This window comes from Sphingobacterium bovisgrunnientis (assembly GCF_009829085.1).
GTDB classification, from domain to species: Bacteria; Bacteroidota; Bacteroidia; order Sphingobacteriales; family Sphingobacteriaceae; genus Sphingobacterium; species Sphingobacterium bovisgrunnientis.
This window is the reverse complement of sequence record NZ_WUQY01000016.1, coordinates 45,841-69,825: the sequence shown is the minus strand read 5'-3', so window position 1 is coordinate 69,825 and position 23,985 is coordinate 45,841. Positions and strand designations below refer to the sequence as shown.

General features: G+C 37.4%; 38 protein-coding genes. 35 read left to right on the top strand and 3 right to left on the bottom strand.

What is annotated here, in order from left to right; all coding sequences use genetic code 11:
- The first annotated feature begins 47 nt into the window (after positions 1–47).
- From rnc to GOQ16_RS09525, 10 genes are all read left to right on the top strand, one after another.
- Positions 48–776 (top strand): ribonuclease III, encoded by a 729-nt coding sequence (rnc, locus tag GOQ16_RS09570; RefSeq protein WP_160069067.1) that lies wholly within the window; start codon positions 48–50, stop codon positions 774–776.
- Positions 777–843: 67 nt separating this feature from the next.
- Positions 844–2,226 (top strand): histidine--tRNA ligase, encoded by a 1,383-nt coding sequence (hisS, locus tag GOQ16_RS09565; protein WP_160069066.1) that lies wholly within the window; start codon positions 844–846, stop codon positions 2,224–2,226.
- Between the two features lie 170 nt (positions 2,227–2,396).
- Positions 2,397–3,392, top strand: coding sequence for a pyruvate dehydrogenase (acetyl-transferring) E1 component subunit alpha (pdhA, locus tag GOQ16_RS09560; protein ID WP_160069065.1), 996 nt, complete (start codon positions 2,397–2,399; stop codon positions 3,390–3,392).
- 47 nt (positions 3,393–3,439) lie between these two features.
- Positions 3,440–5,071 carry a dihydrolipoyl dehydrogenase family protein gene (locus GOQ16_RS09555; protein ID WP_160069064.1) on the top strand — a complete coding sequence of 544 codons (1,632 nt, stop codon included), beginning with the start codon at positions 3,440–3,442 and terminating at the stop codon, positions 5,069–5,071.
- Between the two features lie 116 nt (positions 5,072–5,187).
- Complete coding sequence (locus tag GOQ16_RS09550) at positions 5,188–6,375, top strand: serine hydrolase domain-containing protein (RefSeq protein ID WP_160069063.1); 1,188 nt, start codon at positions 5,188–5,190, stop codon at positions 6,373–6,375.
- Positions 6,376–6,394: 19 nt separating this feature from the next.
- Complete coding sequence (locus GOQ16_RS09545) at positions 6,395–6,754, top strand: CoA-binding protein (protein ID WP_160069062.1); 360 nt, start codon at positions 6,395–6,397, stop codon at positions 6,752–6,754.
- Positions 6,755–7,001: 247 nt separating this feature from the next.
- Positions 7,002–8,222, top strand: a complete 1,221-nt coding sequence (locus GOQ16_RS09540) for a hypothetical protein (protein ID WP_160069061.1) — start codon at positions 7,002–7,004, stop codon at positions 8,220–8,222.
- Complete coding sequence (locus GOQ16_RS09535) at positions 8,176–8,427, top strand: hypothetical protein (RefSeq protein WP_160069060.1); 252 nt, start codon at positions 8,176–8,178, stop codon at positions 8,425–8,427. Before GOQ16_RS09540 ends, GOQ16_RS09535 begins: the two co-directional genes overlap by 47 nt.
- A gap of 92 nt (positions 8,428–8,519) precedes the next feature.
- Complete coding sequence (locus GOQ16_RS09530; protein WP_160069059.1) at positions 8,520–9,581, top strand: hypothetical protein; 1,062 nt, start codon at positions 8,520–8,522, stop codon at positions 9,579–9,581.
- A 63-nt stretch (positions 9,582–9,644) separates the two neighbouring features.
- The gene (locus tag GOQ16_RS09525; RefSeq protein ID WP_160069058.1) at positions 9,645–10,457 is read left to right on the top strand and encodes a heparinase II/III domain-containing protein; all 813 of its coding nucleotides are present in this window, start codon (positions 9,645–9,647) and stop codon (positions 10,455–10,457) included.
- 56 nt (positions 10,458–10,513) lie between these two features.
- Here the strand turns inward: GOQ16_RS09525 and GOQ16_RS17890 are convergent, their stop codons facing one another.
- From GOQ16_RS17890 to GOQ16_RS17880, 3 genes are read right to left on the bottom strand one after another with little or no spacing between them, the layout of a single operon-like run.
- The gene (locus tag GOQ16_RS17890) at positions 10,514–10,672 is read right to left on the bottom strand and encodes a hypothetical protein (protein ID WP_240140995.1); all 159 of its coding nucleotides are present in this window, start codon (positions 10,670–10,672) and stop codon (positions 10,514–10,516) included.
- A gap of 7 nt (positions 10,673–10,679) precedes the next feature.
- Positions 10,680–10,985 carry a hypothetical protein gene (locus GOQ16_RS17885; RefSeq protein WP_240140994.1) on the bottom strand — a complete coding sequence of 102 codons (306 nt, stop codon included), beginning with the start codon at positions 10,983–10,985 and terminating at the stop codon, positions 10,680–10,682.
- A gap of 42 nt (positions 10,986–11,027) precedes the next feature.
- Positions 11,028–11,393, bottom strand: a complete 366-nt coding sequence (locus GOQ16_RS17880; RefSeq protein ID WP_240140993.1) for a DUF3078 domain-containing protein — start codon at positions 11,391–11,393, stop codon at positions 11,028–11,030.
- Positions 11,394–11,713: 320 nt separating this feature from the next.
- Here GOQ16_RS17880 and rplC point away from each other — a divergent pair, with 320 nt between their 5' ends.
- The 25 genes from rplC (at position 11,714) to rpsM (ending at position 23,977) form a co-directional block, all read left to right on the top strand.
- A complete protein-coding gene (rplC, locus tag GOQ16_RS09515) occupies positions 11,714–12,331 on the top strand; it encodes a 50S ribosomal protein L3 (RefSeq protein WP_160069057.1) in 618 nt (205 codons plus the stop codon).
- A gap of 5 nt (positions 12,332–12,336) precedes the next feature.
- Complete coding sequence (gene rplD, locus GOQ16_RS09510) at positions 12,337–12,966, top strand: 50S ribosomal protein L4 (RefSeq protein ID WP_160069056.1); 630 nt, start codon at positions 12,337–12,339, stop codon at positions 12,964–12,966.
- A 1-nt stretch (position 12,967) separates the two neighbouring features.
- A complete protein-coding gene (gene rplW / locus GOQ16_RS09505) occupies positions 12,968–13,258 on the top strand; it encodes a 50S ribosomal protein L23 (protein ID WP_149912413.1) in 291 nt (96 codons plus the stop codon).
- A 7-nt stretch (positions 13,259–13,265) separates the two neighbouring features.
- Positions 13,266–14,093: a 50S ribosomal protein L2 gene (gene rplB, locus GOQ16_RS09500; protein WP_149912414.1), complete on the top strand. Its 828-nt coding sequence runs from the start codon at positions 13,266–13,268 to the stop codon at positions 14,091–14,093.
- Positions 14,093–14,359 (top strand): 30S ribosomal protein S19, encoded by a 267-nt coding sequence (gene rpsS / locus GOQ16_RS09495; RefSeq protein ID WP_132777943.1) that lies wholly within the window; start codon positions 14,093–14,095, stop codon positions 14,357–14,359. The genes rplB and rpsS overlap by 1 nt, the downstream gene beginning before the upstream one ends.
- Positions 14,360–14,365: 6 nt before the next feature.
- Complete coding sequence (rplV, locus tag GOQ16_RS09490; protein WP_160069055.1) at positions 14,366–14,797, top strand: 50S ribosomal protein L22; 432 nt, start codon at positions 14,366–14,368, stop codon at positions 14,795–14,797.
- Positions 14,798–14,808: 11 nt separating this feature from the next.
- Positions 14,809–15,609, top strand: coding sequence for a 30S ribosomal protein S3 (rpsC, locus tag GOQ16_RS09485; protein WP_160069054.1), 801 nt, complete (start codon positions 14,809–14,811; stop codon positions 15,607–15,609).
- A 57-nt stretch (positions 15,610–15,666) separates the two neighbouring features.
- Positions 15,667–16,089 carry a 50S ribosomal protein L16 gene (gene rplP / locus GOQ16_RS09480; RefSeq protein ID WP_149912417.1) on the top strand — a complete coding sequence of 141 codons (423 nt, stop codon included), beginning with the start codon at positions 15,667–15,669 and terminating at the stop codon, positions 16,087–16,089.
- 95 nt (positions 16,090–16,184) lie between these two features.
- The gene (rpmC, locus tag GOQ16_RS09475) at positions 16,185–16,403 is read left to right on the top strand and encodes a 50S ribosomal protein L29 (RefSeq protein WP_149912418.1); all 219 of its coding nucleotides are present in this window, start codon (positions 16,185–16,187) and stop codon (positions 16,401–16,403) included.
- A gap of 13 nt (positions 16,404–16,416) precedes the next feature.
- Positions 16,417–16,671, top strand: coding sequence for a 30S ribosomal protein S17 (gene rpsQ, locus GOQ16_RS09470; RefSeq protein WP_046674872.1), 255 nt, complete (start codon positions 16,417–16,419; stop codon positions 16,669–16,671).
- Position 16,672: 1 nt separating this feature from the next.
- Positions 16,673–17,041 carry a 50S ribosomal protein L14 gene (gene rplN / locus GOQ16_RS09465; RefSeq protein WP_160069053.1) on the top strand — a complete coding sequence of 123 codons (369 nt, stop codon included), beginning with the start codon at positions 16,673–16,675 and terminating at the stop codon, positions 17,039–17,041.
- Between the two features lie 2 nt (positions 17,042–17,043).
- Complete coding sequence (gene rplX / locus GOQ16_RS09460) at positions 17,044–17,388, top strand: 50S ribosomal protein L24 (RefSeq protein ID WP_149912419.1); 345 nt, start codon at positions 17,044–17,046, stop codon at positions 17,386–17,388.
- Positions 17,388–17,957, top strand: a complete 570-nt coding sequence (rplE, locus tag GOQ16_RS09455) for a 50S ribosomal protein L5 (protein WP_149912420.1) — start codon at positions 17,388–17,390, stop codon at positions 17,955–17,957. Before rplX ends, rplE begins: the two co-directional genes overlap by 1 nt.
- Positions 17,950–18,219: a 30S ribosomal protein S14 gene (rpsN, locus tag GOQ16_RS09450; protein WP_149912421.1), complete on the top strand. Its 270-nt coding sequence runs from the start codon at positions 17,950–17,952 to the stop codon at positions 18,217–18,219. The genes rplE and rpsN overlap by 8 nt, the downstream gene beginning before the upstream one ends.
- 142 nt (positions 18,220–18,361) lie before the next feature.
- Entirely contained in the window at positions 18,362–18,760 is a 399-nt protein-coding gene (gene rpsH / locus GOQ16_RS09445; RefSeq protein WP_160069052.1) for a 30S ribosomal protein S8, read from the top strand.
- Between the two features lie 22 nt (positions 18,761–18,782).
- Positions 18,783–19,337, top strand: coding sequence for a 50S ribosomal protein L6 (rplF, locus tag GOQ16_RS09440; protein ID WP_160069051.1), 555 nt, complete (start codon positions 18,783–18,785; stop codon positions 19,335–19,337).
- A 5-nt stretch (positions 19,338–19,342) separates the two neighbouring features.
- Complete coding sequence (gene rplR, locus GOQ16_RS09435) at positions 19,343–19,696, top strand: 50S ribosomal protein L18 (protein ID WP_160069050.1); 354 nt, start codon at positions 19,343–19,345, stop codon at positions 19,694–19,696.
- 12 nt (positions 19,697–19,708) lie between these two features.
- Positions 19,709–20,227, top strand: a complete 519-nt coding sequence (rpsE, locus tag GOQ16_RS09430; RefSeq protein ID WP_149912425.1) for a 30S ribosomal protein S5 — start codon at positions 19,709–19,711, stop codon at positions 20,225–20,227.
- A gap of 5 nt (positions 20,228–20,232) precedes the next feature.
- Positions 20,233–20,412, top strand: a complete 180-nt coding sequence (gene rpmD / locus GOQ16_RS09425; RefSeq protein WP_149912426.1) for a 50S ribosomal protein L30 — start codon at positions 20,233–20,235, stop codon at positions 20,410–20,412.
- A gap of 124 nt (positions 20,413–20,536) precedes the next feature.
- Positions 20,537–20,983 (top strand): 50S ribosomal protein L15, encoded by a 447-nt coding sequence (rplO, locus tag GOQ16_RS09420; protein WP_149912427.1) that lies wholly within the window; start codon positions 20,537–20,539, stop codon positions 20,981–20,983.
- Between the two features lie 3 nt (positions 20,984–20,986).
- The gene (secY, locus tag GOQ16_RS09415) at positions 20,987–22,327 is read left to right on the top strand and encodes a preprotein translocase subunit SecY (RefSeq protein ID WP_160069049.1); all 1,341 of its coding nucleotides are present in this window, start codon (positions 20,987–20,989) and stop codon (positions 22,325–22,327) included.
- 8 nt (positions 22,328–22,335) lie between these two features.
- Positions 22,336–23,118 (top strand): type I methionyl aminopeptidase, encoded by a 783-nt coding sequence (map, locus tag GOQ16_RS09410; RefSeq protein ID WP_149912429.1) that lies wholly within the window; start codon positions 22,336–22,338, stop codon positions 23,116–23,118.
- 77 nt (positions 23,119–23,195) lie between these two features.
- Positions 23,196–23,414, top strand: coding sequence for a translation initiation factor IF-1 (gene infA, locus GOQ16_RS09405; protein WP_010599888.1), 219 nt, complete (start codon positions 23,196–23,198; stop codon positions 23,412–23,414).
- 38 nt (positions 23,415–23,452) lie between these two features.
- Positions 23,453–23,569, top strand: coding sequence for a type B 50S ribosomal protein L36 (ykgO, locus tag GOQ16_RS09400; protein ID WP_021071232.1), 117 nt, complete (start codon positions 23,453–23,455; stop codon positions 23,567–23,569).
- A gap of 30 nt (positions 23,570–23,599) precedes the next feature.
- On the top strand, positions 23,600–23,977 hold the full coding sequence (gene rpsM / locus GOQ16_RS09395) for a 30S ribosomal protein S13 (protein WP_149912430.1): 378 nt from the start codon (positions 23,600–23,602) through the stop codon (positions 23,975–23,977).
- Positions 23,978–23,985: the final 8 nt, after the last annotated feature.

The window sequence follows — 23,985 nt, the reverse complement described above, 5'->3', positions numbered from 1 at the left end:
TTTAAAATAAATTAAACTACCTATTTCTACTTTTTAGCAGTTGGAAAATGTCATTGCAGATATATAAATTATATTTTTCGCGTAATAGAGCTTATTATAAAAAGCTCAAAAATATACTGGGATTTGTACCTGGTAATGTGAAGTTATATCAAATGGCTTTCCGTCATAAATCTGTGGCTGTTCCGATCAAAGAAGGTGTCAAAAATAGCAACGAGCGTCTTGAATTTTTGGGTGATGCTGTGCTTGGTTCAGTGATTGCAGAATTGCTATTCAAATTGTATCCTTACAAAGGCGAAGGCTTTTTGACAGAGATGCGTTCCAAAATTGTGTCTCGTGCCAATTTAAACCAACTTTCTCGCAAATTGGGCTTTGACCAATTGATTCAATACGATTCGCGTATGATATCGTATCCCACAAAGCAAGGATCTCTTTTAGGTGATGCTTTTGAGGCTGTTGTAGGTGCAATTTATCTGGATAAAGGCTACATGTTTACCAAAGAGTTTTTATTGACTCGAATTATTGAACCACATGTCGATATCGAAACACTAGAAATCACCGAATCTAACTTTAAAAGTCGCTTGATAGAGTGGTGTCAGCAAGAAGGGAAAGAGGTTGTTTTCAATCTTATTGAAAATCCTGAAGGTGAATCAGCTAAAATGTTCAGTATTGAAGTTGTAGTAAGTGGGGAGGTCTGTGGCTTAGGTCGTGATTTCAATAAGAAAAGTGCTGAAAAACTAGCTGCTGAAAAAGCTTGTGACTACTTAAAGATTTTGTAACCTCACTTTGAGCGATATTCTTTCGCTTGATTATTTCATATTCGCTTTGATATCTTACCTTTGCAGTATGGCAGCAATTAAACCATCATTGGCAAAAGGTACACGTGATTTTTCTCCTGCTGAAATGGAGAAAAGAAATTATATATTCAATACGCTCAAAACAGTTTTCAAAAAGTTTGGGTATAATGAAATCCAAACTCCTTCCTTCGAAAATCTTTCTACACTTACAGGTAAATACGGTGATGAAGGGGATAAATTGATTTTTAAAATCCTAAATTCCGGAGATTATTTGTCTAAGGTTTCCGATGAAAAACTAGCAGAGCGAAATTCCAATAAATTAATACCTCATATTTCCGAAAAAGCACTTCGCTACGATTTGACTGTTCCTTTCGCGAGGTATGTCGTTATGCATCAAAACGATATTGCTTTACCATTTAAACGCTTTCAAATTCAACCGGTATGGCGCGCTGATCGTCCGCAAAGAGGTCGTTATCGTGAATTCTATCAGTGTGATGTGGACGTCGTGGGGTCAGAAAGTTTGTTGAATGAAGCAGAATTTATCTTGATTTATCAAGAAGCTTTATTGGCTTTGGGATTGAAAGATTTTACAATTAAAATCAATAATCGTAAAATTTTAACAGGTATAGCAGAGATCATTGGTAAACCTGAACTTATCGTTGATATGACAGTAGCTATAGATAAGTTGGATAAAATTGGTTTGGATGGCGTTAATAAAGAATTGTTAGAAAGAGGATTTATCAATGAAGATTTTGAAACATTGAAGCCTATCATTGAATTGCAAGGTTCGAATGAAGAAAAGCTTTCGCAATTAAAAACTGTTCTTGCTAATTCGGAAACTGGATTAAAGGGCATTCAAGAAATCGAAGAAGTATTTTCTTATGTAAAAGCTTTTACGAACGATCAAGTTTTATCACAATTCGTAGAAGTAGATATCACGTTAGCTCGTGGTCTAAATTATTATACGGGCTGTATTTTCGAAGTGAAAACCAATGAAGTTGCTATGGGGAGCATCGGAGGTGGTGGTCGTTACGACGATTTGACGGGTATGTTTGGCTTGAAAGGTTTGACTGGTGTCGGTGTTTCTTTTGGGGCAGATCGCATCTATGATGTGTTGGAAGAATTAAAATTGTATCCTGAATCTAACTCTACGAATACCAAAGTGCTGATAATAAATTTTGATAAATCGATAGAGTCATTTACGCTGCCATTATTGGCTTCATTGCGTCAAGCAGGTATTGCATCAGAATTGTATCCAACTGCTGCTAAGTTGAAAAAGCAAATGAGTTATGCGGATGCGAAACGAATTCCATTTGTATTGTTGATTGGGGATGAAGAGAAAGAGTCTGGACTTCTGAGTTTGAAAAATATGGATTCTGGTGAGCAAGTAAAAATTACAGTACAGGATTTGATTAAACAATTAAGTTCCTAGCAGATGTTGGCTTCAAATATTTTTTAAAAATTTATTGATAGAAAATATTTGAAGTTAGATTTTTTATCCATTTATGACAAAAATTACTTAATTCAGGAATTAAAAGTGTCCTAATTATCGATATAAATTACTAGATTTGTAATCGGTTAAGTAAGAAACAATACTTTAAAATGAGTTCAACACCTATAACAAAAGAGACATATCTAGAGTGGTATAAATCAATGCTACTCATGCGTAAATTTGAAGAGAAAGCAGGACAACTTTATGGACAACAAAAAATCCGTGGATTCTGTCATCTATACATTGGTCAAGAGGCTGTTGTAGCTGGTACTGTATCAGCGACAAGACCTGAAGACACATTTATCACATCATATAGAGATCACGCTCAAGCTTTAGCGAAAGGTGTATCTGCAAATGCATGTATGGCTGAACTTTATGGTAAAGCAACAGGATGTTCTAAAGGTAAAGGTGGATCAATGCACTTTTTTGATAAGTCAAAAGGTATGATGGGTGGTCACGGTATCGTGGGTGGTCAGATTCCATTAGGTGCTGGTTTAGCATTTGCTGAGAAGTATTTAGGTACGGACAATGTGAATGTATGTTTCATGGGTGATGGTGCTGTGCGTCAAGGTGCATTGAATGAAACTTTCAACATGGCTATGTTGTGGAAATTGCCTGTGATTTTTGTTTGTGAAAACAATGGTTACGCAATGGGTACTTCTGTACAACGTACGACAAACATGATGGATATTTATAAAATCGGTTTAGGTTTTGATATGCCATGTGCTCCTGTAGATGGTATGGATCCAGTAGCTGTACACAATGCGATGGACGAAGCTGTTCAACGTGCTCGTGCAGGTGAAGGACCTACATTCTTAGAAATTCGTACTTACCGTTACAAAGGTCACTCTATGTCTGACCCTGCTAAATACCGTACAAAAGAAGAATTAGAAGAGTACAAAGGTAGAGATCCATTATTAGCAACTAAAGTGGCTATTTTAGAGAACAAATATGCTGACGAAGCATGGTTTGCGGAAGTAGAGGCTGAAGTTAAGAAAGTGGTTGATGATTCTGTTAAATTTGCAGAAGAGTCTCCTTATCCTTCAGTTGACGAATTGTACAAAGATATCTATGTACAAGAGGACTATCCATTTGTAATGGACTAATTCAAATAATTCAAGGTTTTTATAAAAGATTTAATCTACTATAATACATGGCTGAAGTAGTAAGAATGCCAAAAATGAGCGATACCATGACAGAGGGTGTAATCGCAAAATGGCACAAAAAAATTGGTGATAAAGTGAGCTCTGGCGACCTTTTAGCAGAGGTTGAAACAGATAAAGCTACAATGGATCTAGAGTCTTATGACGAAGGTACATTGTTATATATAGGTCCAAAAGATGGCGAAGCAGTAGCAATTGATGCTATTATTGCAATCTTGGGCGAAGAAGGTGAGGATTTCCAAGCCTTATTAAGCGGTGGCGAAGCTGCTCCTGTTAAGGAAGAGAAGTCTGAGGCTAAGGCAGAAGAAACTTCTGCTCCAGTATCTTCGGGTCCTTCGGTTACAGCTGAAGATTTAGGTGTAACTGTTGTAACAATGCCTTTGTTGAGTGACACGATGAAAGAAGGTGTTATCGCGCAATGGAACTTCAAAGTAGGTGATACAATCAAATCTGACGATGCTATTGCAGATGTAGAGACTGATAAAGCGACAATGGAAGTAACAGCATACGCTGATGGTACATTGTTGTATGTAGGTCTTGAAGCTGGCGAAGCAGCGAAGGTTAATGATATTATCGCTATCGTTGGTCCTGCGGGAACAGATATTACGCCATTATTGAATCAACCGGCATCATCTTCAGTTCCAAAAACTGAGGAGAAATCTGAAGAAAAAGCTCCTGAAGCATCTACTACTTCTGCTCCGGCGGCTACTTCATCTTCATCTTCGGATGATTCAAGAGTTAAAGCTTCTCCTTTGGCACGTAAAATTGCTAAAGATAAAGGCATCAACTTGAATGATGTAAAAGGTTCAGCTGATGGTGGTCGTATTGTGAAAAAAGACGTGGAGAACTTTGTTCCAGCGGCTAAATCAGCTCCTGCTCCAGCTCAAGAAGCAGCTAAATCTGAGACTAAAACTATTAGCTTACCAACTTTCGTTGGCGAAGAAAAATATACAGAGGTTGGTGTTTCGCAAATGCGTAAAACAATTGCTCGTCGCTTAGGTGAGTCATTGTTTACTGCACCTCACTTCTACTTGACTGTAAGTATCGATATGGATAATGCTATCGCTGCGCGTGCTCAAATCAATGAGGTAGCTCCAGTGAAAGTATCTTTCAACGATTTAGTTATCAAAGCTGTTGCTGTTTCATTGAAACAACATCCTGCCGTAAACTCTTCATGGCAAGGTGACAAAATCAGATTCAACCAACATACTAACATCGGTGTTGCTATGGCGGTAGAAGATGGCTTGTTGGTTCCTGTTGTACGTTTTGCAGATGGTAAATCATTATCACACATCTCAGCAGAGGTTAAAGATTTCGCTGGTAAAGCGAAAGCTAAAAAATTAACTCCAGCAGATTGGGAAGGTTCGACATTTACGGTATCTAACTTAGGTATGTTTGGTATTGATGAATTTACTTCAATTATCAATTCTCCTGATGGTGCAATCCTATCTGTAGGTGCGATCCAACAAGTGCCTGTAGTGAAAAACGGTGCAGTAGTACCAGGTAATGTAATGAAATTGACATTGGGTTGTGACCACCGCGTAGTGGATGGTGCAACTGGAGCACAGTTCTTACAAACATTAAAAGGATTATTAGAAGCTCCAATTCGTTTATTAGCGTAAAAAGATTGTTGCTTAACATAAAAAGAAGCCACTTTATAAAATAAAGTGGCTTCTTTTTTGGTTTTTAATTTAGATTCCTTTTATATTTAGTTGAATTCAAAAATCGTATCAGAAGCGTGAATAGATTAGTAAGGTTAGTAGCATTTTTTGTAAGTACAATTTTTATTATTTCGTGTAAATCCGAAGCAAAGAAGCAAGAAGAAGTTAGGCAGAAACAATCCGAACTGGATAGTATTGCTTTGATTTATGATCCCAAAAATTTTGACCCTCGTGTAGATGAATATATGCAGAAATTGCATAAACGTTCTGGATTCAATGGCAATGTATTGATTGCAAAAAAGGGTAAGATTATCTATCAAAACTCCTTCGGTTGGGCGGACTACCTACACAAGGATAGTTTACATATTGATTCTCGGTTCGAATTGGCATCGGTGAGCAAACCAATGACGGCTTTAGCTGTTTTGCAATTATTAGAAAAGGAAAAAGTTGGTATAGATCAGTTGGTAAGTGATTTCTTCCCAGGATTTCCATATGAAGGTGTAACTGTTAGGCAGTTGTTGACACATCGCTCTGGATTACCAAATTACGTCTATTTTGTAGATAAGATTTGGCCTGATCGTAAGAAGGGCATGTCCAGCATGGACGCTATCAATTTGATGATTGAACATAAGCCTGCGAGATATGGGAAACCAGATGGAAGATTTCACTATAATAATTCCAATTATATGTTGTTGGGTGCCATCGTAGAGAAAGTATCTGGTCAAGATTTTGATGCGTATATGCAGGAAAATGTATTTAAGCCAGCAGGCATGAAAAATACAGCAGCATTGTCACGTGTGAAATACGATAAAATCCCGACGGATGTAATAGGTCATGACCGTGTGTGGCGCAGATCGGTAGTGCAGGATTATTTGGATGGACCATTAGGAGATAAAGGTATCTACAGTACGGTGAAAGACATGTTCCTGCTTGACAAGGCTTTGAAAGAAGGTCGATTATTGGGCAAAGAACTTTTGGATTCGGCTTATGTACCGCGATCGGATGCTAAGCGAGGCGTATTTAGTTACGGCTATGGCTGGCGAATGTTTACTTCTGGTAAGGAAAAAATAGTTTATCATACGGGCTGGTGGCATGGGTTTAAAAATCTCTACGTGAGAGATTTAACAAATGATGTTACTATCGTGCTATTGTCAAATATGGTTAATGGCAGTATAAATCAACTGGATGAGTTGTATAAAATTCTAGAAATGCCTATATTAAGACAAAATGCATATGACGCCAACGGTGGATTTGTAGAACATTGATATTATAAATTTTAAGTATATGAAAAAGACATTGATTTTAGGTGCAAGCACAAATACGGCAAGATATTCTTATTTAGTAGCGAATAAATTAGTTAGAAAAGGGTATCCAATCGTCAATGTCGGTAGAAAGGTAGGTGAGGTTGCTGGTGTAGCTATTCAGCCTGCAGAGGAAATTCATACTGATATTGATACAATTACTCTATATGTAGGGCCAAAAAATCAGGAGCCTTATTACGATTATATTCTTAATACAAAGCCAAAGCGTGTAATCTTTAATCCTGGAGCTGAGAACCCTGAACTTTCAGCAAAACTGAAAGAGGCGGGAATAGAGCCAGTAGAAGCGTGTACATTGGTCATGTTAAATACAGGACAATATTAATAGCTAGCATTTAACTTGCTGTAGCAAAAGGTATAACTGAGAAAATCAGTTATACCTTTTTTTATGCATAGTAGTTTTTGATCTCTGAATTTAATATAGTAAATTCTTAATTCTCGATGATTATATAGTTTATCTTTTGGGTAATTTGGTTAGCTTTTTGGTTAATTCTAAATCGTTATTTAATCAACCAATTATGTGAAGCGATTTACTATACCAATAAATTATGAGGCACTTAATAAGTATACTGTTGGCGCTAACAATTTTCAGTTGTGTAGATGTTCATGCGCAATCCGTTAGAAGAATATATGTTAGTAAAGATGGAAATGATAAAAATATTGGAACTGTTGAGAAACCTTTAGGTACAATTCACAAAGGAATTGATCAGGTAAAGCGTCTTAAAAATACTAAATTCAAGGGACCGATCGAGTTAATACTGGATGGCGGTACATATTATTTGGATAAGAGTATTGAGCTTGATCAAACCCTTTCAGGAACTAATGAAGCTCCTTTTATAATTCGTGCAGCAGAAGGAGAGAAGGTTGTTTTGAGTGCGGGGATTTTGTTGCAGAAACTGAATTGGAAAGAGGGTTCAAATGGAATATGGAGTGTAAATATTCCAGCAGGAACTGTTATGGAAGATCTGTACGGCGATGGCAAGAAGCTTATTAAGGCACGCTATCCTAATTTTAATCCGAAGATTTTGCCTTTTAATGGCTATGCTGCCGACGCAATATCGGAAGAGCGCGTTAATAAATGGAAAAATCCTGAAGGAGGATATGTACATGTGTTACATGAAGGTAAGTGGGGCGGTTTCCATTTTATGATAAAAGGAAATGATAAGGATGGTAATTTAATTTTGGAAGGCGGGCAACAGAATAATCGACCTAGTCCGATGCATAATGTATTTCGATTTGTTGAAAATATATTTGAAGAGTTGGACGATGTCAATGAATGGTATTTTGATGCGAAAACATCCACTCTTTATTATAAGCCTGAAGTTGGAAATAATCCCAATACACTGAAATTCGAGACCGCACATTTAGAAAATATTATCAAAGTTGCGGGTGCTAATGGGGAACCCGTAAAGCACATTCAAATAAAGGGATTGGATTTTGTCTATACGGCTCCTACTTTCATGAAGACTAGTGAACCATTGTTGCGTAGCGATTGGACAATCTATAGGCAAGGAGCTATACTATTTGAAAATGCTGAAAACTGTGAAGTATCTGGTTCCAACTTTTATAACCTTGGGGGAAATGCGGTATTCGTAAGTAAATACAATAGACAAGTTAAGATTACAGATAATCTTATTCAGAATATTGGCGCAAGTGCGGTATCTTTTGTTGGTGATCCTGATGCAGTTCGTTCTCCTTCTTATCGATACGAAGAATACGTCAAAGAAGCGGAATTAGACATGGCAGTTGGCACAATATACAAAAGGTGCGGAGAGCGCAAATTATTTGAGTAAGGCTGAAGTGATGCTTAAATCAATGGCATCAAAACCTTATAAAGCGGATTACAAAGAAGCTGGTGGATATATTTTAAAGCATAGTGTAGGCTCTATTCCGCATAAAACTGAAGTTTATGTTCCATTGACATATGCAGATTACTATTATGTAGAAGCATTATTGCGTTACAATAGACTTCTAAATAACCAACCTGCTATTTTATAATAGCGAATTCAAAAAATATATTAATATGCATAAGAGGACGTATTGTTGTTGTTCAACTATAATACATCCTCTTATTAAATTATGACCATTTTATGAAAGCAAGAAATAATAGATTGAGAATTGGTTTATTATTCTGTTTTATTGTTTCTTGTCAGTTGTCCTTCGGTCAAGACATTTTACAAACGAAGGTTAATAGTAGTGCTATTGATGGAATTGTAAACAATATTGGCGATTGGCGTGCCAGCAAGAGGAAGCAATATTCAGATGATTTACAAAAACTTCCAGATACTGTAAAAGCTAAAATCATACAGAATGGTGAAAATTACCTCTCCTATGATTGGCCTTCGCATAAAGCAATGGCCTATTTGGGCTTTAAGCTTAATGGAAATCGTACCGTATACGAGACAGCAGTAAATAAGAGGAGGGAAGTATTTGAGAATTTGGTAAAGGCAGAGCTTATCGAGTCCAAAGGTCGATTCATTCCTGATATTATAAATGGTTTGTGGCTTATTCTTGAAGAAAGTACGTGGGTCTCACCAGCGCATCTTGCATCTCAAAAATTAGGTGCAGGTCTCGCCAATATTGAGGATATGTATATTGATTTAGGGGCTGGTCGACAAGCAGTAAGTGTAGCGTTGACTTATTTCATGTTGTATGATGAATTTGATAAATATTCAAAGCAAATCAATATGCGTGTTTTACATGAATTACGCCGTAGAATAACCGATGCATATTTAGAACGAACAGATTATTGGTGGATGAGTTTCAATACAAATTTTATCAACAACTGGAATATTTGGATAAATACCAATGTGTTAAAAACCTTTTTACTGATAGAAACGGATAAAACTAAATTGCAGAAAGGCTTACATAAATTAATGTCAAGTGCTGATAAGTTTATCAACTCCTACCCTGAAGATGGCGCGTGTGATGAAGGTCCTTCGTATTGGATGCATGCGGGGGGTGAATTAGGAAGTATGCTGAAGTGGATAGAAGATGCAGCTCAAGGAAAAATTTCTTTTGCAGGACAGAAAAAACTAGAAAATATATGTGCATACATCATCAATGCGCATATTGCGGAAAATAGATATGTTAATTTCGCTGATGCACTCGCTATAGAAAATGTTAGTCCATTAAAAGTTTGGAACTTTTAACAAATATCTAAAAATGAGAATTTCGGAGGATTTGCCTCCTATTTGGCACATCGACCAGATTTCATGTACCATAATCAAGTATTACATGATTTATTGGAGATGTCATCATCACTAGCAGAACTTTTTGACCACACAACTAATTATTCTGCTCCCGAATATTCATTTTATAAAAGTTTAGGTCAGGTGTTTGTGAAGAATACTGTAGCCGAAAATACGTTGTTTTTCTCCGCGATAGGAAGTCATAATGATGTCAGCCACAATCACAATGATGTCGGAAGTTATATGGTGTATTACAATGGCTTTCCAGTATTAATTGATATTGGTGTGGGAACCTACAATTCCAAAACTTTCAGTAGTAAAAGATATGAGATGTGGAATATGCAATCCCAATACCATAACCTGCCTATGATTAATGGTATTCAACAAAAGGAGGGTCGAAAATTTGAAGCAACAGATGTTAGCACATCTAAATCGCCAACACATTACGCCTACAGCGTAGACATTGCAAAAGCCTATCCAAATGATGCTGCGGTTGATAGTTGGGTGAGAGATTTTAAATTAACCAAAAAGTCAAATGTACTTGAAGTTAAGGAAAAGTATATTTTAAAAGATTCTAAAGCAACACAACAACTTGTTTTCATGACCAAATATAAACCGAATATCAAAAACAATTCTTTCAATATTACATTGGATAATAAAGACCAGGCGATTTTGGAATTCAAAACCAAGACTAAAGATATACGAGTGGAAGAAATAGTGGTGGAGGATGTGCGTATTGCAAATGTTTGGGGTGAAAAAGTTTATCGTGTTATCGCTGAATTTGATACTAAGTCAAAAATTGGATTAATAGAATATAAGGTTAGCTTCTCAAAATAGACGATAAAAGGAGACCAATTTCGGTCTCCTTTCATTTATAAGTTGGTTAGTCTAGCCTAAAATTTGTACGTAATACCAGCACCTATTACTTGCTTTACCTGAAGTTTTGGTCCTTCGCCAGTTTTTACTCCGTTTTCGAATGTTGGTATTTTTGTATTGTCATCGTAGATCAATTGTACACCTGCATTTACGGTAATGAATTTATTTACTTTCATAAATAAGTTAGCGGTAATCTATATCGACGTTTTGTGGATTTTCAAGATAATTGGAGTATAATCGCAAAATGTTTTCGAAAGCTACCTTTTCCATGATGTCTTTCTTATAATAGGCATCTAATGACGCACCAAATTCAAACCTTGAATTTTTACTAGCATCCAGACCATATAATGTTTCGTCAATTTGATCATTAGTCACGAAAACGAAACGTGCAGATGCAGGGGATAAGTTAATCTTAAAATTATCAGACTCTTTATACGCCATACCAGGACCAAAACTTAAGTATGCTGGTGCTAATCCTGCGGACGTCAATTCGCCATTTCCATCTGCATCATATTTATAACCTTTGGCAAATTACGTGTTGAAGTTCATGAAAAACGTATACAACCATTTTTCAGTCAATTGATGACCTAATAAGGAGTTTACAGCAAATCTATCATCATTCTTACGCCAATCTGTTTCCTTTTGGAAAGTTTGACCATATGCGGCTAATACTTTATTATCCCAACTCCATTTATCTTTCTTATAATTGAAGTCGTAATTGAAAATCACATTCCCAGCAAATGAGTTTACACCACCTGCAGCCCAGTTGGTAAATGAACTTTGATTAATAAGGAATGTGTTTTCGCCTTTTATAGTCCAATTTTTCGTTGAATCTTCCTGTGCGAAAGCAATAATGCTATAAGTGATGCTTAATAGTGTGAAAAGATTTTTTTTCATTGACGTTAAAATTTCGGCAAAACTAGGTATTCAGTAAGCTAGATTACTTATTATCACCATATAATTCATTTTGGTTTGTAGTGCTACGCTTACAAATTGTACACCTACAAATTTTGAATTGCTTAATAAATCAATTGCTATACTATCAATAATTAAGTTGTTGACTTAGAATGTTAAATATTTAGAATTGATTAAAAATAATGTACTAATTATTTGATAGTTATAAAAATCTTTGTACTTTTGCAGTCCCTTATTGGGGAAAGTATGTCTTGAGCGAAGCCCTACTGCTTCGATGGACTTTAATTAATTTAATTTATAACATGTCAGGAATTATTGGTAAAAAAGTAGGAATGACCAGCCTGTTCAACGCTGATGGGAAGAACATCCCATGTACAGTAATCGAGGCTGGGCCGTGCGTGGTAACGCAGATACGTACGGTAGAGAGTGATGGCTATTCGGCTATTCAACTTGGCTATGACGAGGCTAAGGAGAAGAATACATCAGCTCCTCTAAAAGGACACTTTGCGAAAGCAGGAGTGACTCCTAAGCGTAAACTAGTTGAATTCAAAACTTTTGAAGATGAGAAACAACTAGGAGACATCGTAGATGTAACTTTATTTGCTGAAGGCGAGTATGTAGACGTAGTTGGTACTTCAAAAGGTAAAGGTTTTCAAGGTGTAATGAAGCGTCACGGATTTGGTGGTGTAGGTGGTGCGACTCACGGTCAGCACAACAGACTACGTGCTCCAGGTTCTATTGGTGCGGCTTCATGGCCTTCACGTGTATTCAAAGGAATGCGCATGGCGGGTCGTATGGGTGGTGATCGTGTAAAAGTTCAAAACTTACAAGTGTTGAAAGTTTATGCTGAGCAAAACCTTATCGTTGTTAGTGGCTCTATCCCAGGAGCTAAAGGTTCTTACGTAATCTTAGACAAATAGTAGAGATGGAAGTTAATGTATTAAATTTATCAGGTAAAGAAACAGGTGCCAAGGTGCAACTTCCTGAGTCAGTATTCGGTGTACAACCTAACGACCATGCGATCTATTTAGATGTGAAACAATACTTAGCGAACCAACGCCAAGGTACTCACAAGTCTAAACAACGTAATGAAATCGCGGGTTCTACTCGTAAATTACACAAACAAAAAGGTACTGGTGGTGCTCGTGCGGGCTCTATCAAATCTCCATTGTTTAATGGTGGTGGTCGTGTATTCGGTCCTCAACCACGTGACTACTCGTTCAAATTGAACAAAAAATTAAAACAAGTAGCTCGTAAATCAGCGTTGTCTTACAAAGCACAAGAAAACAATGTTGTAGTTTTAGATGCGGTTAATTTTGACTCTATCAAAACTAAAAACTATGTAGCTTTAGTAAACGCATTAAATGTAGCTGACGAAAAAACTTTATTAGTTTTACCAGACTACAATAACAATGTTTATTTATCAAGCAGAAACTTAAAGAAAGCAAAAGTAATCGTAGCAGCTGAGTTAAATACATATGATGTATTAAACGCTACTAAATTATTATTGACTACTGATTCTGTTAAAACTTTGGAGGAAGCATTAGCTAAGTAATATGGAAATTATTAAAAAACCTATCTTAACTGAGAAAGCTTCATTGTTAACGGAAAAATTAAACCGTTATGCTTTCAAAGTAGATCATAGAGCAAACAAAATTCAGATTAAATCTGCTATCGAAGAAATGTTTGGTGTAACTGTAGTTGCAGTAAATACTTCAGTAGTAGCTGGTAAAGCAAAAAGCCGTTACACTAAAGCAGGATTCGTTTCTGGAAGAGCTCCTAAGTATAAAAAAGCCATCATCACAATTAAAGATGGTGAAACTATTGACTTTTACAGTGTTATATAAATAAAAAATGGCAGTTAAAAGATTCAAACCGGTTACCCCTGGTACGCGTTTCAGAGTAGGCGCTGACTATTCTGACGTTACTACAAACGTTCCTGAAAAATCGTTAGTAGTAGGCGCGAACAAAAGATCAGGTGGTCGTAATAAAACTGGTAAAATGACTATGCGTTATATCGGTGGCGGACACAAGAAAGTTTACCGTATTATAGATTTCAAACGCGATAAAAAAGAAATCCCAGCAACAGTAGCTACTATCGAGTACGATCCAAACCGTACAGCACGTATTGCATTATTGCACTACGCGGATGGTGAAAAACGTTACATCATCGCTCCTACAGGATTACAAGTTGGTATGACTGTAATTGCGGGTGAAAAAGTTGCTCCAGAAGTTGGTAATACATTACCATTAGCAAACATTCCATTGGGTTCTATCATCCACAACATCGAATTGAATCCTGGTCAAGGTGGTTCAATCGCGCGTTCGGCTGGTACTTATGCTCAATTGTCTGCTCGTGACGGTAAATATGCTATTATCAAATTGCCATCAGGTGAAGTTCGTATGATCTTATTGACATGTGTTGCGACTATCGGTTCAGTATCAAATGCTGAAAAAGCTAACCAAGTGTTAGGTAAAGCTGGTCGTAAACGTCACTTAGGTCGTCGTCCTCGCGTTCGTGGTGTTGCGATGAACCCTGTTGATCACCCTATGGGTGGTGGTGAAGGCCGTACATCAGGAGGTCACCCACGTTCACGTACAGGTGTGTTAGCTAAAGGTTTCAAAACACGCTACAAAAAGAAAACATCGAATCGTTACATCATTGAAAGAAGGAAAAAATAATGGCTCGTTCAATTAAAAAAGGTCCTTACATCGATCACAACTTAGAAAGAAAAGTTCTTTCTCAGAATGAAACAAACAAAAAATCGGTAATCAAAACTTGGTCTCGTAGATCAATGATTTCACCTGATTTTGTAGGCCATACCTTCGCAGTGCACAACGGGAATAAATTTATTCCAGTTTATGTAACAGAAAATATGGTTGGTCACAAGCTTGGTGAATTTGCGCCTACGCGTACATTCAAAGGCCACGCAGAAAAGAAAAAATAATAGGTAATGGAAGCAACAAAAAAACTTAAGAAGTCTGTACTTATCAGACAACGCAAAGAGCAGGCAAAAGCTCAAATAGGAGGAGCTTCTACTGCCAAATTATTGAATTGCCCTACTTCACCACGCAAAATGCGTTTAGTAGTGGATCTGATCCGTGGCGAGAAAGTAGAGAACGCTCTTTACATTCTTAAACATTCAAGCAAAGAGGCAGCAGCTCGCGTAGAGAAAGTGTTATTATCTGCAATCAAAAACTGGGAATCTAGTAACGAAGGTGCATCTGTCGCTGACAGCGCTCTTTTCGTGAAAGAAGTATCAGTAGGTGGTGGCCGTCAATTGAAAAGATTACGTCCAGCTCCTCAAGGTCGTGGATACAGAGTGCGCAAACGCTCAAACCACGTAACATTGGTAGTAGATAGTTTAAATAACGTTAACAACTAATTTATTATAGAATGGGACAAAAAGCAAATCCAATAGGTAGCAGATTAGGTATCATCAAAGGATGGGATTCTAACTGGTTCGGCGGAAAGAACTATTCCGATAAATTAGTTGAAGACCATAAAATCAGAAAATATCTTTCTGTACGTATCGCAAAAGGTGGCGTAGCTAAAGTTGTTATCGAAAGAACTTTAAAACGCATCACTGTAACTATTCACACGGCTCGTCCAGGAATAGTTATCGGTAAAGGTGGTCAAGAAGTAGACAAGATCAAAGAAGAGTTGAAAAAACTGACTAAAAAAGATGTTCAAATCAACATCTTCGAGATCAAACGTCCAGAACTAGATGCTAAATTAGTAGCTGAAGGTGTAGCTAAGCAATTAGAAGCACGTATTTCATTCCGTCGTGCAATGAAAACTTCTATCGCTTCTACAATGCGTATGGGCGCAGAAGGTATCAAAATCATGTGTTCAGGCCGTTTAGGTGGTGCTGAGATGGCTCGTACTGAGCAATACAAAGAAGGAAGAACTCCTCTACACACATTGCGTGCTGATATCGACTACGCTTTAGCAGAAGCATTAACTACTTACGGTAAAATTGGTATCAAAGTATGGATCTGTAAAGGTGAAGTATACGGTAAACGTGACTTATCTCCTAACATTGGTCAAACTTCTAACACGAAAACTCGTGGCGGTAACGAAGGCGGTGCTGATCGTCGTGACAACCGTGGCGGTAATAACCGTGGTGGTCGTCGTGATAGCAACAACCGTGGTGGAAACCGTGGTGGAAACAACCGTGGTGCTAAAAAAGATTAATTAATAACAAGATTTAAAAATGTCCCGACGTCAGGTCGGGATTAAAAAAATACGAACATGTTACAGCCAAAAAGAACGAAGTTCAGAAAGATGCAAAAAGGCCGCATGAAAGGTAATGCTTCTCGTGGAGCAGAATTAGCTTTCGGTTCTTTCGGTATCAAATCAATGGAAGAAGCATGGATCACTAGCCGTCAAATCGAGGCAGCTCGTATCGCGGTAACACGTTTTATGAAACGTGAAGGTCAAGTATGGATCCGTATCTTCCCTGACAAACCGGTTACTAAAAAGCCTGCAGAGGTACGTATGGGTAAAGGTAAAGGTGCTCCCGAGTATTGGGTAGCAGTTGTTCGCCCAGGCCGTATGTTATTCGAAGCAGAAGGTGTATCTTTAGAAATTGCTAAAGAAGCTTTACGCCTTGCAGCTCAAAAATTACCGGTACAAACTAAGTTTGTAATACGTAGAGATTACGTAGAAGCATAAAAATCGTTGGTAATGTCAATAGTTTAGCCTCTCGACCGTTACTCGAGAGGCATCATACAAACAGAATTGATAACCCAGCATTAAAACTGAACAAAATGAAAAATTCAGAAATCGTAGAATTAACAACAGAAGCTTTAACAGCTAAATTAGCTGAAGAAAAAGCGGCGTTAAACAAATTAAAATTTGCACATGCTGTTTCTGCTTTAGAAAACCCTAACGTTTTAAAAGCAGCTCGCAAAAATATCGCTAAAATCTCTACTGAGGTTTCTAAGCGTAAAAATGCAGCAAAATCTGAAACAGCCTCTGAGGCATAAATTCAAGTCGAAAATGGAAAGAAATTTAAGAAAAACAAGAATCGGCTTAGTAGTTAGCAACAAGATGGACAAGTCTATCGTAGTATCTGTTGAACGTAAAGTAAAACACCCTATCTACGGTAAATTCGTTAAGAAAACTACTAAATTCAAAGCTCATGACGAAACTAATACCTGCGGTATCGGCGATACGGTATTAATCATGGAAACTCGTCCGCTGAGTAAAACAAAGAACTGGAGATTAGTTGAAATAATAGAAAGAGCTAAATAACATGGTACAACAAGAATCAAGACTAAATGTAGCTGACAACAGCGGTGCTAAAGAAGTTTTAGTAATCCGTGTGTTGGGTGGCACGCGCAAGCGTTACGCATCAATCGGAGATAAGATTGTTGTAACTGTAAAGAGCGCTATGCCTTCAGGAAACGTTAAAAAAGGATCAGTTTCTAAAGCGGTTGTAGTACGTACGAAAAAAGAAATCCGTCGTAAAGATGGTTCTTACATTCGTTTCGATGACAATGCTGCAGTATTATTAAATAATAATGATGAACCACGTGGAACACGTATCTTCGGCCCTGTGGCTCGTGAATTACGTGAGAAACAGTTCATGAAGATTGTATCACTAGCACCGGAGGTTTTATAATTATGGCTTACAAAAAAACAACAACAACTCACAAAATCAAACTTAAAAAAGGTGATTTAGTGAAAGTTATCGCTGGTAACTCTAAAGGTGTTCAAGGAAAAGTATTGCAAATTTTAGTGGATGCAAACAGAGCTATCGTAGAAGGCGCTAACATCGTAAAAAAACACACTAAACCAAGTGCAGCTAATCCTCAAGGTGGTATTATCGAGAAAGAAGCTGCTATCAACATCTCAAACTTAGCTTTGATCGATCCTAAAACAGGAGCTCCAACTCGTGTAGGTCGTAAAGTGAATGCAGATGGCAAAATTGTTCGTTACGCTAAAAAATCAGGGGAGGAAATTAAATAATGACTTACGTACCAAGATTAAAAGCAAAATATGCGGAGGAAATCCGTACTGCGCTTAAAGAAAAATTCCAGTATAAAAGCGTTATGCAAGTTCCAAAACTTGAGAAAATAGTTGTTTCACAAGGTGTAGGAGCTGCTACTGCAGACAAAAAATTAATCGATAACGCTATCGCTGAATTAACTTTGATCACTGGTCAGCAAGCAGTTGCTACCAAATCAAAAAAGGATATCTCTAACTTCAAACTTCGTAAAGGAATGCCAGTTGGTGCTCGTGTAACATTACGCGACAACAATATGTACGAATTCTTAGACCGTTTGATCGCAGTATCTTTGCCTCGTATCCGCGATTTCCGTGGTATCAATGACAAAGGTTTTGACGGAAGAGGTAACTACAACTTAGGTATCACAGAGCAAATCATCTTCCCCGAGATCAACATTGACAAAATCAATAAAATCTCAGGTATGGATATCACATTCGTGACTTCTGCTGGAAACGATATCGAAGCGTTGGAGTTATTAAAACAATTCGGTTTACCATTCAAAAATCAAAATTCGAACAACAATGGCTAAAGAAGGATTAAAAGCACGCGAAGTAAAACGTCAAAAATTAGTTGCTAAATACGCAGCTAAACGTGCAGCTCTTAAAGAAGCTGGAGACTACGCAGCATTAGATAAATTACCTAAAAATGCTTCACCAGTTCGTTTACACAATCGTTGTAAATTAACAGGTCGTCCTAAAGGATATATGCGTCAATTTGGTATCTCTCGTGTTACTTTCCGTGAGATGGCACTTGATGGTAAAATCCCAGGGGTTACAAAAGCTTCTTGGTAATCAAGAAAAAATAACTATTTTTGCCCGGATAAGTCTGAAATAAGACTTATCAGGGCTTTTGCATTGCAATTTAATTTTTAACAGACAGTAGGTCTTGTGCTCAAATGAGTATTGGAAACCATTGTCACAATATTTTTACATAATGAATACAGATCCAATAGCGGATTACCTTACACGAGTAAGGAATGCCATTAAGGCCAACCACAGGGTTGTTGAAATTCCTGCATCGAACCTAAAAAAAGAAATCACTAAAGTTCTTTTTGACAAAGGTTACATTGCTAATTACAAATTCGTAGAAGAAGGACCTCAAGGTTCTATCAAAATTGCGTTGAAGTATAACCCAATTAGCAAAGTACCGGCTATTCGCACTTTGACACGTGTGAGTAAACCTGGTTTAAGAAAGTATGCAAATGTCGACAACATGCCTCGCGTTTTGAACGGTTTGGGTATCGCTATCTTGTCTACATCAAAGGGTGTAATGACAGATAAAGAAGCTCGCTTACAAAATGTAGGTGGTGAGGTTTTATGTTACGTTTATTAATCTAGGAAAAAAACACAAAGAAATGTCAAGAATTGGAAAAGCACCTATCGCTATTCCCGCGGGAGTAACGGTGACTGTATCAGATAAGAATCTGGTAACAGTAAAAGGTCCTAAAGGTGAACTATCACAACAAGTAGACAGCGACATTACAATCAAAGAAGAAGATGGCAACATCATTGTAACTCGTCCTACTGAACAAAAGAAACACAAAGCATTACACGGTTTATACCGTTCACTATTAAACAATATGGTGATTGGTGTTACTGAAGGTTACAAAACTACACAAGAGTTAGTCGGTGTAGGTTACCGTGCTGCAAACACTGGTAATACATTAGAGTTAACTCTAGGTTTCTCTCACCAGATCGTTTTCGTATTGCCAAAGGAAATTACAGTTACAACTACTGCTGAAAAAGGTAAGAACCCTACTATCACGTTAGAATCAGTTGACAAACAGTTAATTGGTCAAATAGCAGCGAAAATCCGCAGCTTCCGCGCTCCAGAGCCTTACAAAGGTAAAGGTATCAAGTTCGCGGGTGAAGTATTAAGAAGAAAAGCAGGTAAATCAGCTAAAAAATAATAACCATGGCAGGAAGTAAAACATCTCGCAGAGAGCGAATCAAACAAGGAATTAGAAAAAACCTTGCTGGCACAACTGAGCGTCCACGTTTATCAGTTTTTAGATCTAACAAAGGTATCTACGCACAAGTTATCGACGATAATACAGGTAAAACTTTAGCTTCAGCTTCTAGCTTATCTAAAGATTTCGTAGGATCAGGTAATAAAGTAGATCAATCTAAAGCTGTAGGTAAATTAGTAGCTGAGAAAGCTGTTGCAGCAGGTATTAGTAAAGTAGTTTTTGACCGTAATGGGTACTTATACCACGGCCGTGTGAAATCATTGGCAGAAGGTGCTCGCGAAGGCGGTTTAGACTTTTAATCAAAGAAGATAATGGCATTAAGCAATATTAAAAGAGTAAAATCAAGCGAAATTGAATTAAAAGATCGCTTAGTAAGCATCCAACGCGTAGCAAAAGTTACTAAAGGTGGTCGTACTTTTAGTTTCTCAGCTATCGTAGTTGTCGGTGATGAAAACGGTATCGTAGGTTACGGTTTAGGTAAAGCTAAAGAGGTTACTGAAGCGATCACTAAAGGTATCGATGATGCGAAGAAAAATTTGGTAAAAGTTCCTATCATCAATGGAACTGTACCTCACGAGCAATACGGTAAATTTTCAGGTGGTTCGGTATTAATCAAACCAGCTGTAGGTGGTACTGGAGTATTAGCAGGTGGCGCGATGCGTGCTGTATTAGAATCTGCTGGTATCAAAGACGTATTAGCTAAATCATTAGGATCATCAAACCCACACAACGTAGTGAAAGCAACTATCACAGCATTGGGAAGCATGCGTGATGCATATACAGTAGCTCAACACCGCGGTGTCGATTTAAATAAAGTATTTAACGGTTAATTATCATGGCAAAAATCAAAATTACCCAGATAAAGAGCGTTATCGACAGAAGCGAGCGCCAAAAGAAAACTATTGAGGCATTAGGGTTGAAAAAAATCAATGACTCTGTAGAAGTAGAAGCTACAGCAGCTATTATCGGAATGGTACGTAAAGTAAACCATTTGGTAGCTGTAGAAGCTATCTAATAAGCAAAAAATACTATATGGAAAGAATTTAGGTTCTTTCCATTAGTTGTTTATTAATATTATTTGTTAATCGTTGTTTCCTGTATAGTGAAAGCGAAGGGGCAACACAATCTTAGTTTAAAAAATGAACTTAAGTAATTTAAAACCAGCAGCTGGTTCAACAAAAAACAGAAAACGTATTGGTCGTGGTCAAGGTTCTGGTCGTGGTGGTACATCTACACGTGGTCACAAAGGTGCTGGCTCACGTTCAGGTCACTCTACTAAAATCGGTTTCGAAGGTGGTCAAATGCCTTTGCAACGTCGCGTACCTAAATTCGGTTTCAAAAATGCTAACCGCGTAGAATACAATGGTGTGAACTTAGACGTATTAGAAGCTTTAATCGTAAAACATAACTTAACTGTTATTGATTTCGATACATTAAAAGCTCATGGTTTAGCTTCTAAAAATGACCTAGTAAAAGTATTGGGTCGTGGTGAGTTAAAATCTAAAGTTGAAGTTAAAGCGCATGCATTCTCAGCGTCGGCTCAAAAAGCAATCGAAGCTGCAGGTGGTTCTATCGTAAAACTTTAATACATGAAAAAACTAATCACAACCTTAACCAATATATGGAAGATAGAAGATTTACGTAACCGTATTTTGAATACGATACTATTTCTTCTAATTTATCGTATTGGATGTCACGTGGTATTGCCAGGTGTTAATCCAGATGCGTTAGCTAGTGCTGGAGAAAAGGAAGGTCTTTTGGGGATGATCAATATGTTCTCAGGAGGATCTTTTTCACGTTCGGCAATATTTGCTCTTGGTGTAATGCCTTACATCTCGGCTTCTATCGTTGTACAATTATTGGGGATTGCAGTTCCTGCCTTTCAGAAAATGCAAAAGGAAGGTGAGTCTGGTCGTAAAAAAATGACTCAGATAACGCGTTACCTAACAGTAGCGATCACATTGGTGCAAGCTATAGCTTATGTGAAGACTCAAATTGATGCTTCTGCTAAGACTATCGAAGATCCAATGTTCACTATTCTAGCTGCTATTGTATTGTCAGCAGGTACTTTGTTTGTGATGTGGTTGGGTGAGAAAATCACCGATAAAGGTATTGGTAATGGTATCTCATTGATTATCATGGCTGGTATTATCGCACAATTACCAGGAGGCATCGTTGCCGAGTGGGGTTCTCGTATGAGTCCTAGTGGTGGTGGTATTATTCCATTTATCGTTGAGTTTATTGCTTTATTCTTTGTTGTGATCTTTACTATATTGATCGTACAGGGAGTTCGCAAGATACCAGTGCAATATGCGAAGAAAATTGTAGGTAATAAACAAGTAGGTGGTGTGCGTCAGTACATTCCTTTGAAAGTAAACGCAGCGGGTGTAATGCCTATTATCTTTGCGCAAGCGATCATGTTTTTGCCTATGTCATTGGCACAATTTTTCCCAAGTCTTCAATCTGACTTTTTGACTTCATTGACTGATTTTACTTCAATAGCGTATAATGTGACATTCGCAGTGTTAATCATTGCATTTACATTTTTCTATACAGCTATCATGGTGAATCCGCAACAAATGTCAGAAGACATGAAGAAGAACGGTGGATTCGTACCAGGCATCAAACCGGGATACGATACGAATTTATTCATTGATAATGTAATTTCTCGTATCACTTTCCCAGGTGCAATTTTTATAGCTATCATAGCAATATTACCAGCTATCGCAAGTGCTGCAGGAGTAAATAATAACTTCGCACATTTTTATGGTGGTACTTCGCTATTGATTTTGGTAGGTGTTGTTTTAGATACACTTCAACAAATCGAGTCTCATTTATTGATGCGTCATTATGATGGATTGATGAAGACGGGACGCGTTAAAGGCCGTTCGGCTGTTGGAGTAGAGGGGTATGATCAATCAGCTATTTAATTCTTTAGATGTCTAAAGTAATTTATAAAACAGAAGAACAAATCGAGCAAATTCGAGAGTCAGCAAATGTACTCTCGAATTTACTTGCTGAAATCGCTAAGGTAATAAAACCTGGTGTCACGACTATTTCATTAGATAAGTTAGCATATGACTATATCAAAGATCACGGTGGTACACCTGCGTTTTTAAATTATCATGGTTTTCCTTATTCCCTATGTATTTCTGTTAATGATCAAATTGTTCATGGTTTCCCTAGTGACTATGTCATCAAAGATGGTGATTTAGTTTCTGTTGATGGGGGGGTAAATCTTAACGGTTTTATTTCAGATTCAGCGTATACATTTGGTGTAGGTGAAATCTCAGAAGAAGCTCAATTACTATTAGACGTAACGAAAGCTTCTTTGCAAAAAGGAGTCGAACAGGCTGTGGCTGGCAAACGTGTGGGTGATATTTCGTCAGCAATTCAAGAGTATGTACAACCTTACAATTTCGGAATCGTAAAAGAATTAGTAGGTCATGGTGTAGGTGTCAACTTGCACGAAAAACCTGAAGTTCCAAATTACGGTAAAAGAGGTGCAGGTCCAAAATTAGAATCAGGCTTGGTAATTTGTATTGAACCAATGATCAATGCAGGCAAAGCAGGAGTAAAGTTTTGGGACGATGGTTGGACGGTGAGTACAGTGGATGGCAAGTTGTCTGCACATTTTGAGCAGATGGTTGCGATTCGCAAAGGCGCACCAGATGTGCTGTTGAATTTTGATGAGATCGAAAAAGTTTTAAATAAAAAGTAGTTGGTATTCAGTATTTTTTATTTATCTTTGCACTCCTGTTAAGTGCAGGTTGTTACAACGTAAATTAGAATTGATATATGGCTAAACAAGCCTCAATAGAACAAGACGGAGTTATCAGAGAAGCATTATCTAATGCTATGTTTCGTGTGGAGTTAGAAAATGGGCATGAGATCATTGCGCATATTTCGGGTAAAATGCGTATGCACTACATCAAAATCCTTCCAGGAGACAAAGTAAAATTAGAGATGTCACCTTATGATTTAACAAAAGGTAGAATAACATATCGTTATAAATAAGATAGCGCTCTGTAAGGAGCTTTAACAATTTTATTACAATGAAAGTAAGAGCATCAGTAAAAAAACGTAGCGCGGACTGTAAAATCATCCGTCGTAAAGGAAAGATTTTTGTGATCAACAAAAAGAACCCTAAATTCAAACAACGTCAGGGATAATTAATTTAACAAAATCGCTTAAAAAATTATATGGCAAGGATATCAGGTATAGATTTACCTAAAAACAAAAGAGGTGTTATTGGCCTTACCTACATTTTCGGTGTTGGTCGTGCCACTGCTGCTTATATCTTAGAAAAAGCAGGTATCAGTGAAGACGTTAAAGTTTCAGAGTGGAACGATGATCAATTAGCAGCTATTCGTACTATCATCAATGATGAGATTAAAGTAGAAGGTGCTTTGCGTTCAGAGGTTCAATTGAACATCAAACGTTTGATGGATATTGGTTGTTACCGTGGCCTACGTCACCGTAAACATTTACCAGTTCGTGGTCAACGTACTAAAAACAACACACGTACACGTAAAGGTAAACGTAAGACAGTTGCAAACAAGAAAAAAGCTACTAAATAATAAGTAAG

Excerpts from the sequence above, each read along its gene's own strand:
- rnc (WP_160069067.1), top strand. The coding sequence starts at position 48 with ATGTCATTGCAGATATATAAATTATATTTTTCGCGTAATAGAGCTTAT.
- hisS (WP_160069066.1), top strand. The coding sequence starts at position 844 with ATGGCAGCAATTAAACCATCATTGGCAAAAGGTACACGTGATTTTTCT.
- pdhA (WP_160069065.1), top strand. The coding sequence starts at position 2,397 with ATGAGTTCAACACCTATAACAAAAGAGACATATCTAGAGTGGTATAAA.
- GOQ16_RS09555 (WP_160069064.1), top strand. The coding sequence starts at position 3,440 with ATGGCTGAAGTAGTAAGAATGCCAAAAATGAGCGATACCATGACAGAG.
- GOQ16_RS09545 (WP_160069062.1), top strand. The coding sequence starts at position 6,395 with ATGAAAAAGACATTGATTTTAGGTGCAAGCACAAATACGGCAAGATAT.
- GOQ16_RS09530 (WP_160069059.1), top strand. The coding sequence starts at position 8,520 with ATGAAAGCAAGAAATAATAGATTGAGAATTGGTTTATTATTCTGTTTT.
- GOQ16_RS09525 (WP_160069058.1), top strand. The coding sequence starts at position 9,645 with ATGTACCATAATCAAGTATTACATGATTTATTGGAGATGTCATCATCA.
- GOQ16_RS17890 (WP_240140995.1), bottom strand. The coding sequence starts at position 10,672 with ATGAAAGTAAATAAATTCATTACCGTAAATGCAGGTGTACAATTGATC.
- GOQ16_RS17880 (WP_240140993.1), bottom strand. The coding sequence starts at position 11,393 with ATGAAAAAAAATCTTTTCACACTATTAAGCATCACTTATAGCATTATT.
- rplC (WP_160069057.1), top strand. The coding sequence starts at position 11,714 with ATGTCAGGAATTATTGGTAAAAAAGTAGGAATGACCAGCCTGTTCAAC.
- rplD (WP_160069056.1), top strand. The coding sequence starts at position 12,337 with ATGGAAGTTAATGTATTAAATTTATCAGGTAAAGAAACAGGTGCCAAG.
- rplW (WP_149912413.1), top strand. The coding sequence starts at position 12,968 with ATGGAAATTATTAAAAAACCTATCTTAACTGAGAAAGCTTCATTGTTA.
- rplB (WP_149912414.1), top strand. The coding sequence starts at position 13,266 with ATGGCAGTTAAAAGATTCAAACCGGTTACCCCTGGTACGCGTTTCAGA.
- rpsS (WP_132777943.1), top strand. The coding sequence starts at position 14,093 with ATGGCTCGTTCAATTAAAAAAGGTCCTTACATCGATCACAACTTAGAA.
- rplV (WP_160069055.1), top strand. The coding sequence starts at position 14,366 with ATGGAAGCAACAAAAAAACTTAAGAAGTCTGTACTTATCAGACAACGC.
- rpsC (WP_160069054.1), top strand. The coding sequence starts at position 14,809 with ATGGGACAAAAAGCAAATCCAATAGGTAGCAGATTAGGTATCATCAAA.
- rplP (WP_149912417.1), top strand. The coding sequence starts at position 15,667 with ATGTTACAGCCAAAAAGAACGAAGTTCAGAAAGATGCAAAAAGGCCGC.
- rpmC (WP_149912418.1), top strand. The coding sequence starts at position 16,185 with ATGAAAAATTCAGAAATCGTAGAATTAACAACAGAAGCTTTAACAGCT.
- rpsQ (WP_046674872.1), top strand. The coding sequence starts at position 16,417 with ATGGAAAGAAATTTAAGAAAAACAAGAATCGGCTTAGTAGTTAGCAAC.
- rplN (WP_160069053.1), top strand. The coding sequence starts at position 16,673 with ATGGTACAACAAGAATCAAGACTAAATGTAGCTGACAACAGCGGTGCT.
- rplX (WP_149912419.1), top strand. The coding sequence starts at position 17,044 with ATGGCTTACAAAAAAACAACAACAACTCACAAAATCAAACTTAAAAAA.
- rplE (WP_149912420.1), top strand. The coding sequence starts at position 17,388 with ATGACTTACGTACCAAGATTAAAAGCAAAATATGCGGAGGAAATCCGT.
- rpsN (WP_149912421.1), top strand. The coding sequence starts at position 17,950 with ATGGCTAAAGAAGGATTAAAAGCACGCGAAGTAAAACGTCAAAAATTA.
- rpsH (WP_160069052.1), top strand. The coding sequence starts at position 18,362 with ATGAATACAGATCCAATAGCGGATTACCTTACACGAGTAAGGAATGCC.
- rplF (WP_160069051.1), top strand. The coding sequence starts at position 18,783 with ATGTCAAGAATTGGAAAAGCACCTATCGCTATTCCCGCGGGAGTAACG.
- rplR (WP_160069050.1), top strand. The coding sequence starts at position 19,343 with ATGGCAGGAAGTAAAACATCTCGCAGAGAGCGAATCAAACAAGGAATT.
- rpsE (WP_149912425.1), top strand. The coding sequence starts at position 19,709 with ATGGCATTAAGCAATATTAAAAGAGTAAAATCAAGCGAAATTGAATTA.
- rpmD (WP_149912426.1), top strand. The coding sequence starts at position 20,233 with ATGGCAAAAATCAAAATTACCCAGATAAAGAGCGTTATCGACAGAAGC.
- rplO (WP_149912427.1), top strand. The coding sequence starts at position 20,537 with ATGAACTTAAGTAATTTAAAACCAGCAGCTGGTTCAACAAAAAACAGA.
- secY (WP_160069049.1), top strand. The coding sequence starts at position 20,987 with ATGAAAAAACTAATCACAACCTTAACCAATATATGGAAGATAGAAGAT.
- map (WP_149912429.1), top strand. The coding sequence starts at position 22,336 with ATGTCTAAAGTAATTTATAAAACAGAAGAACAAATCGAGCAAATTCGA.
- infA (WP_010599888.1), top strand. The coding sequence starts at position 23,196 with ATGGCTAAACAAGCCTCAATAGAACAAGACGGAGTTATCAGAGAAGCA.
- ykgO (WP_021071232.1), top strand. The coding sequence starts at position 23,453 with ATGAAAGTAAGAGCATCAGTAAAAAAACGTAGCGCGGACTGTAAAATC.
- rpsM (WP_149912430.1), top strand. The coding sequence starts at position 23,600 with ATGGCAAGGATATCAGGTATAGATTTACCTAAAAACAAAAGAGGTGTT.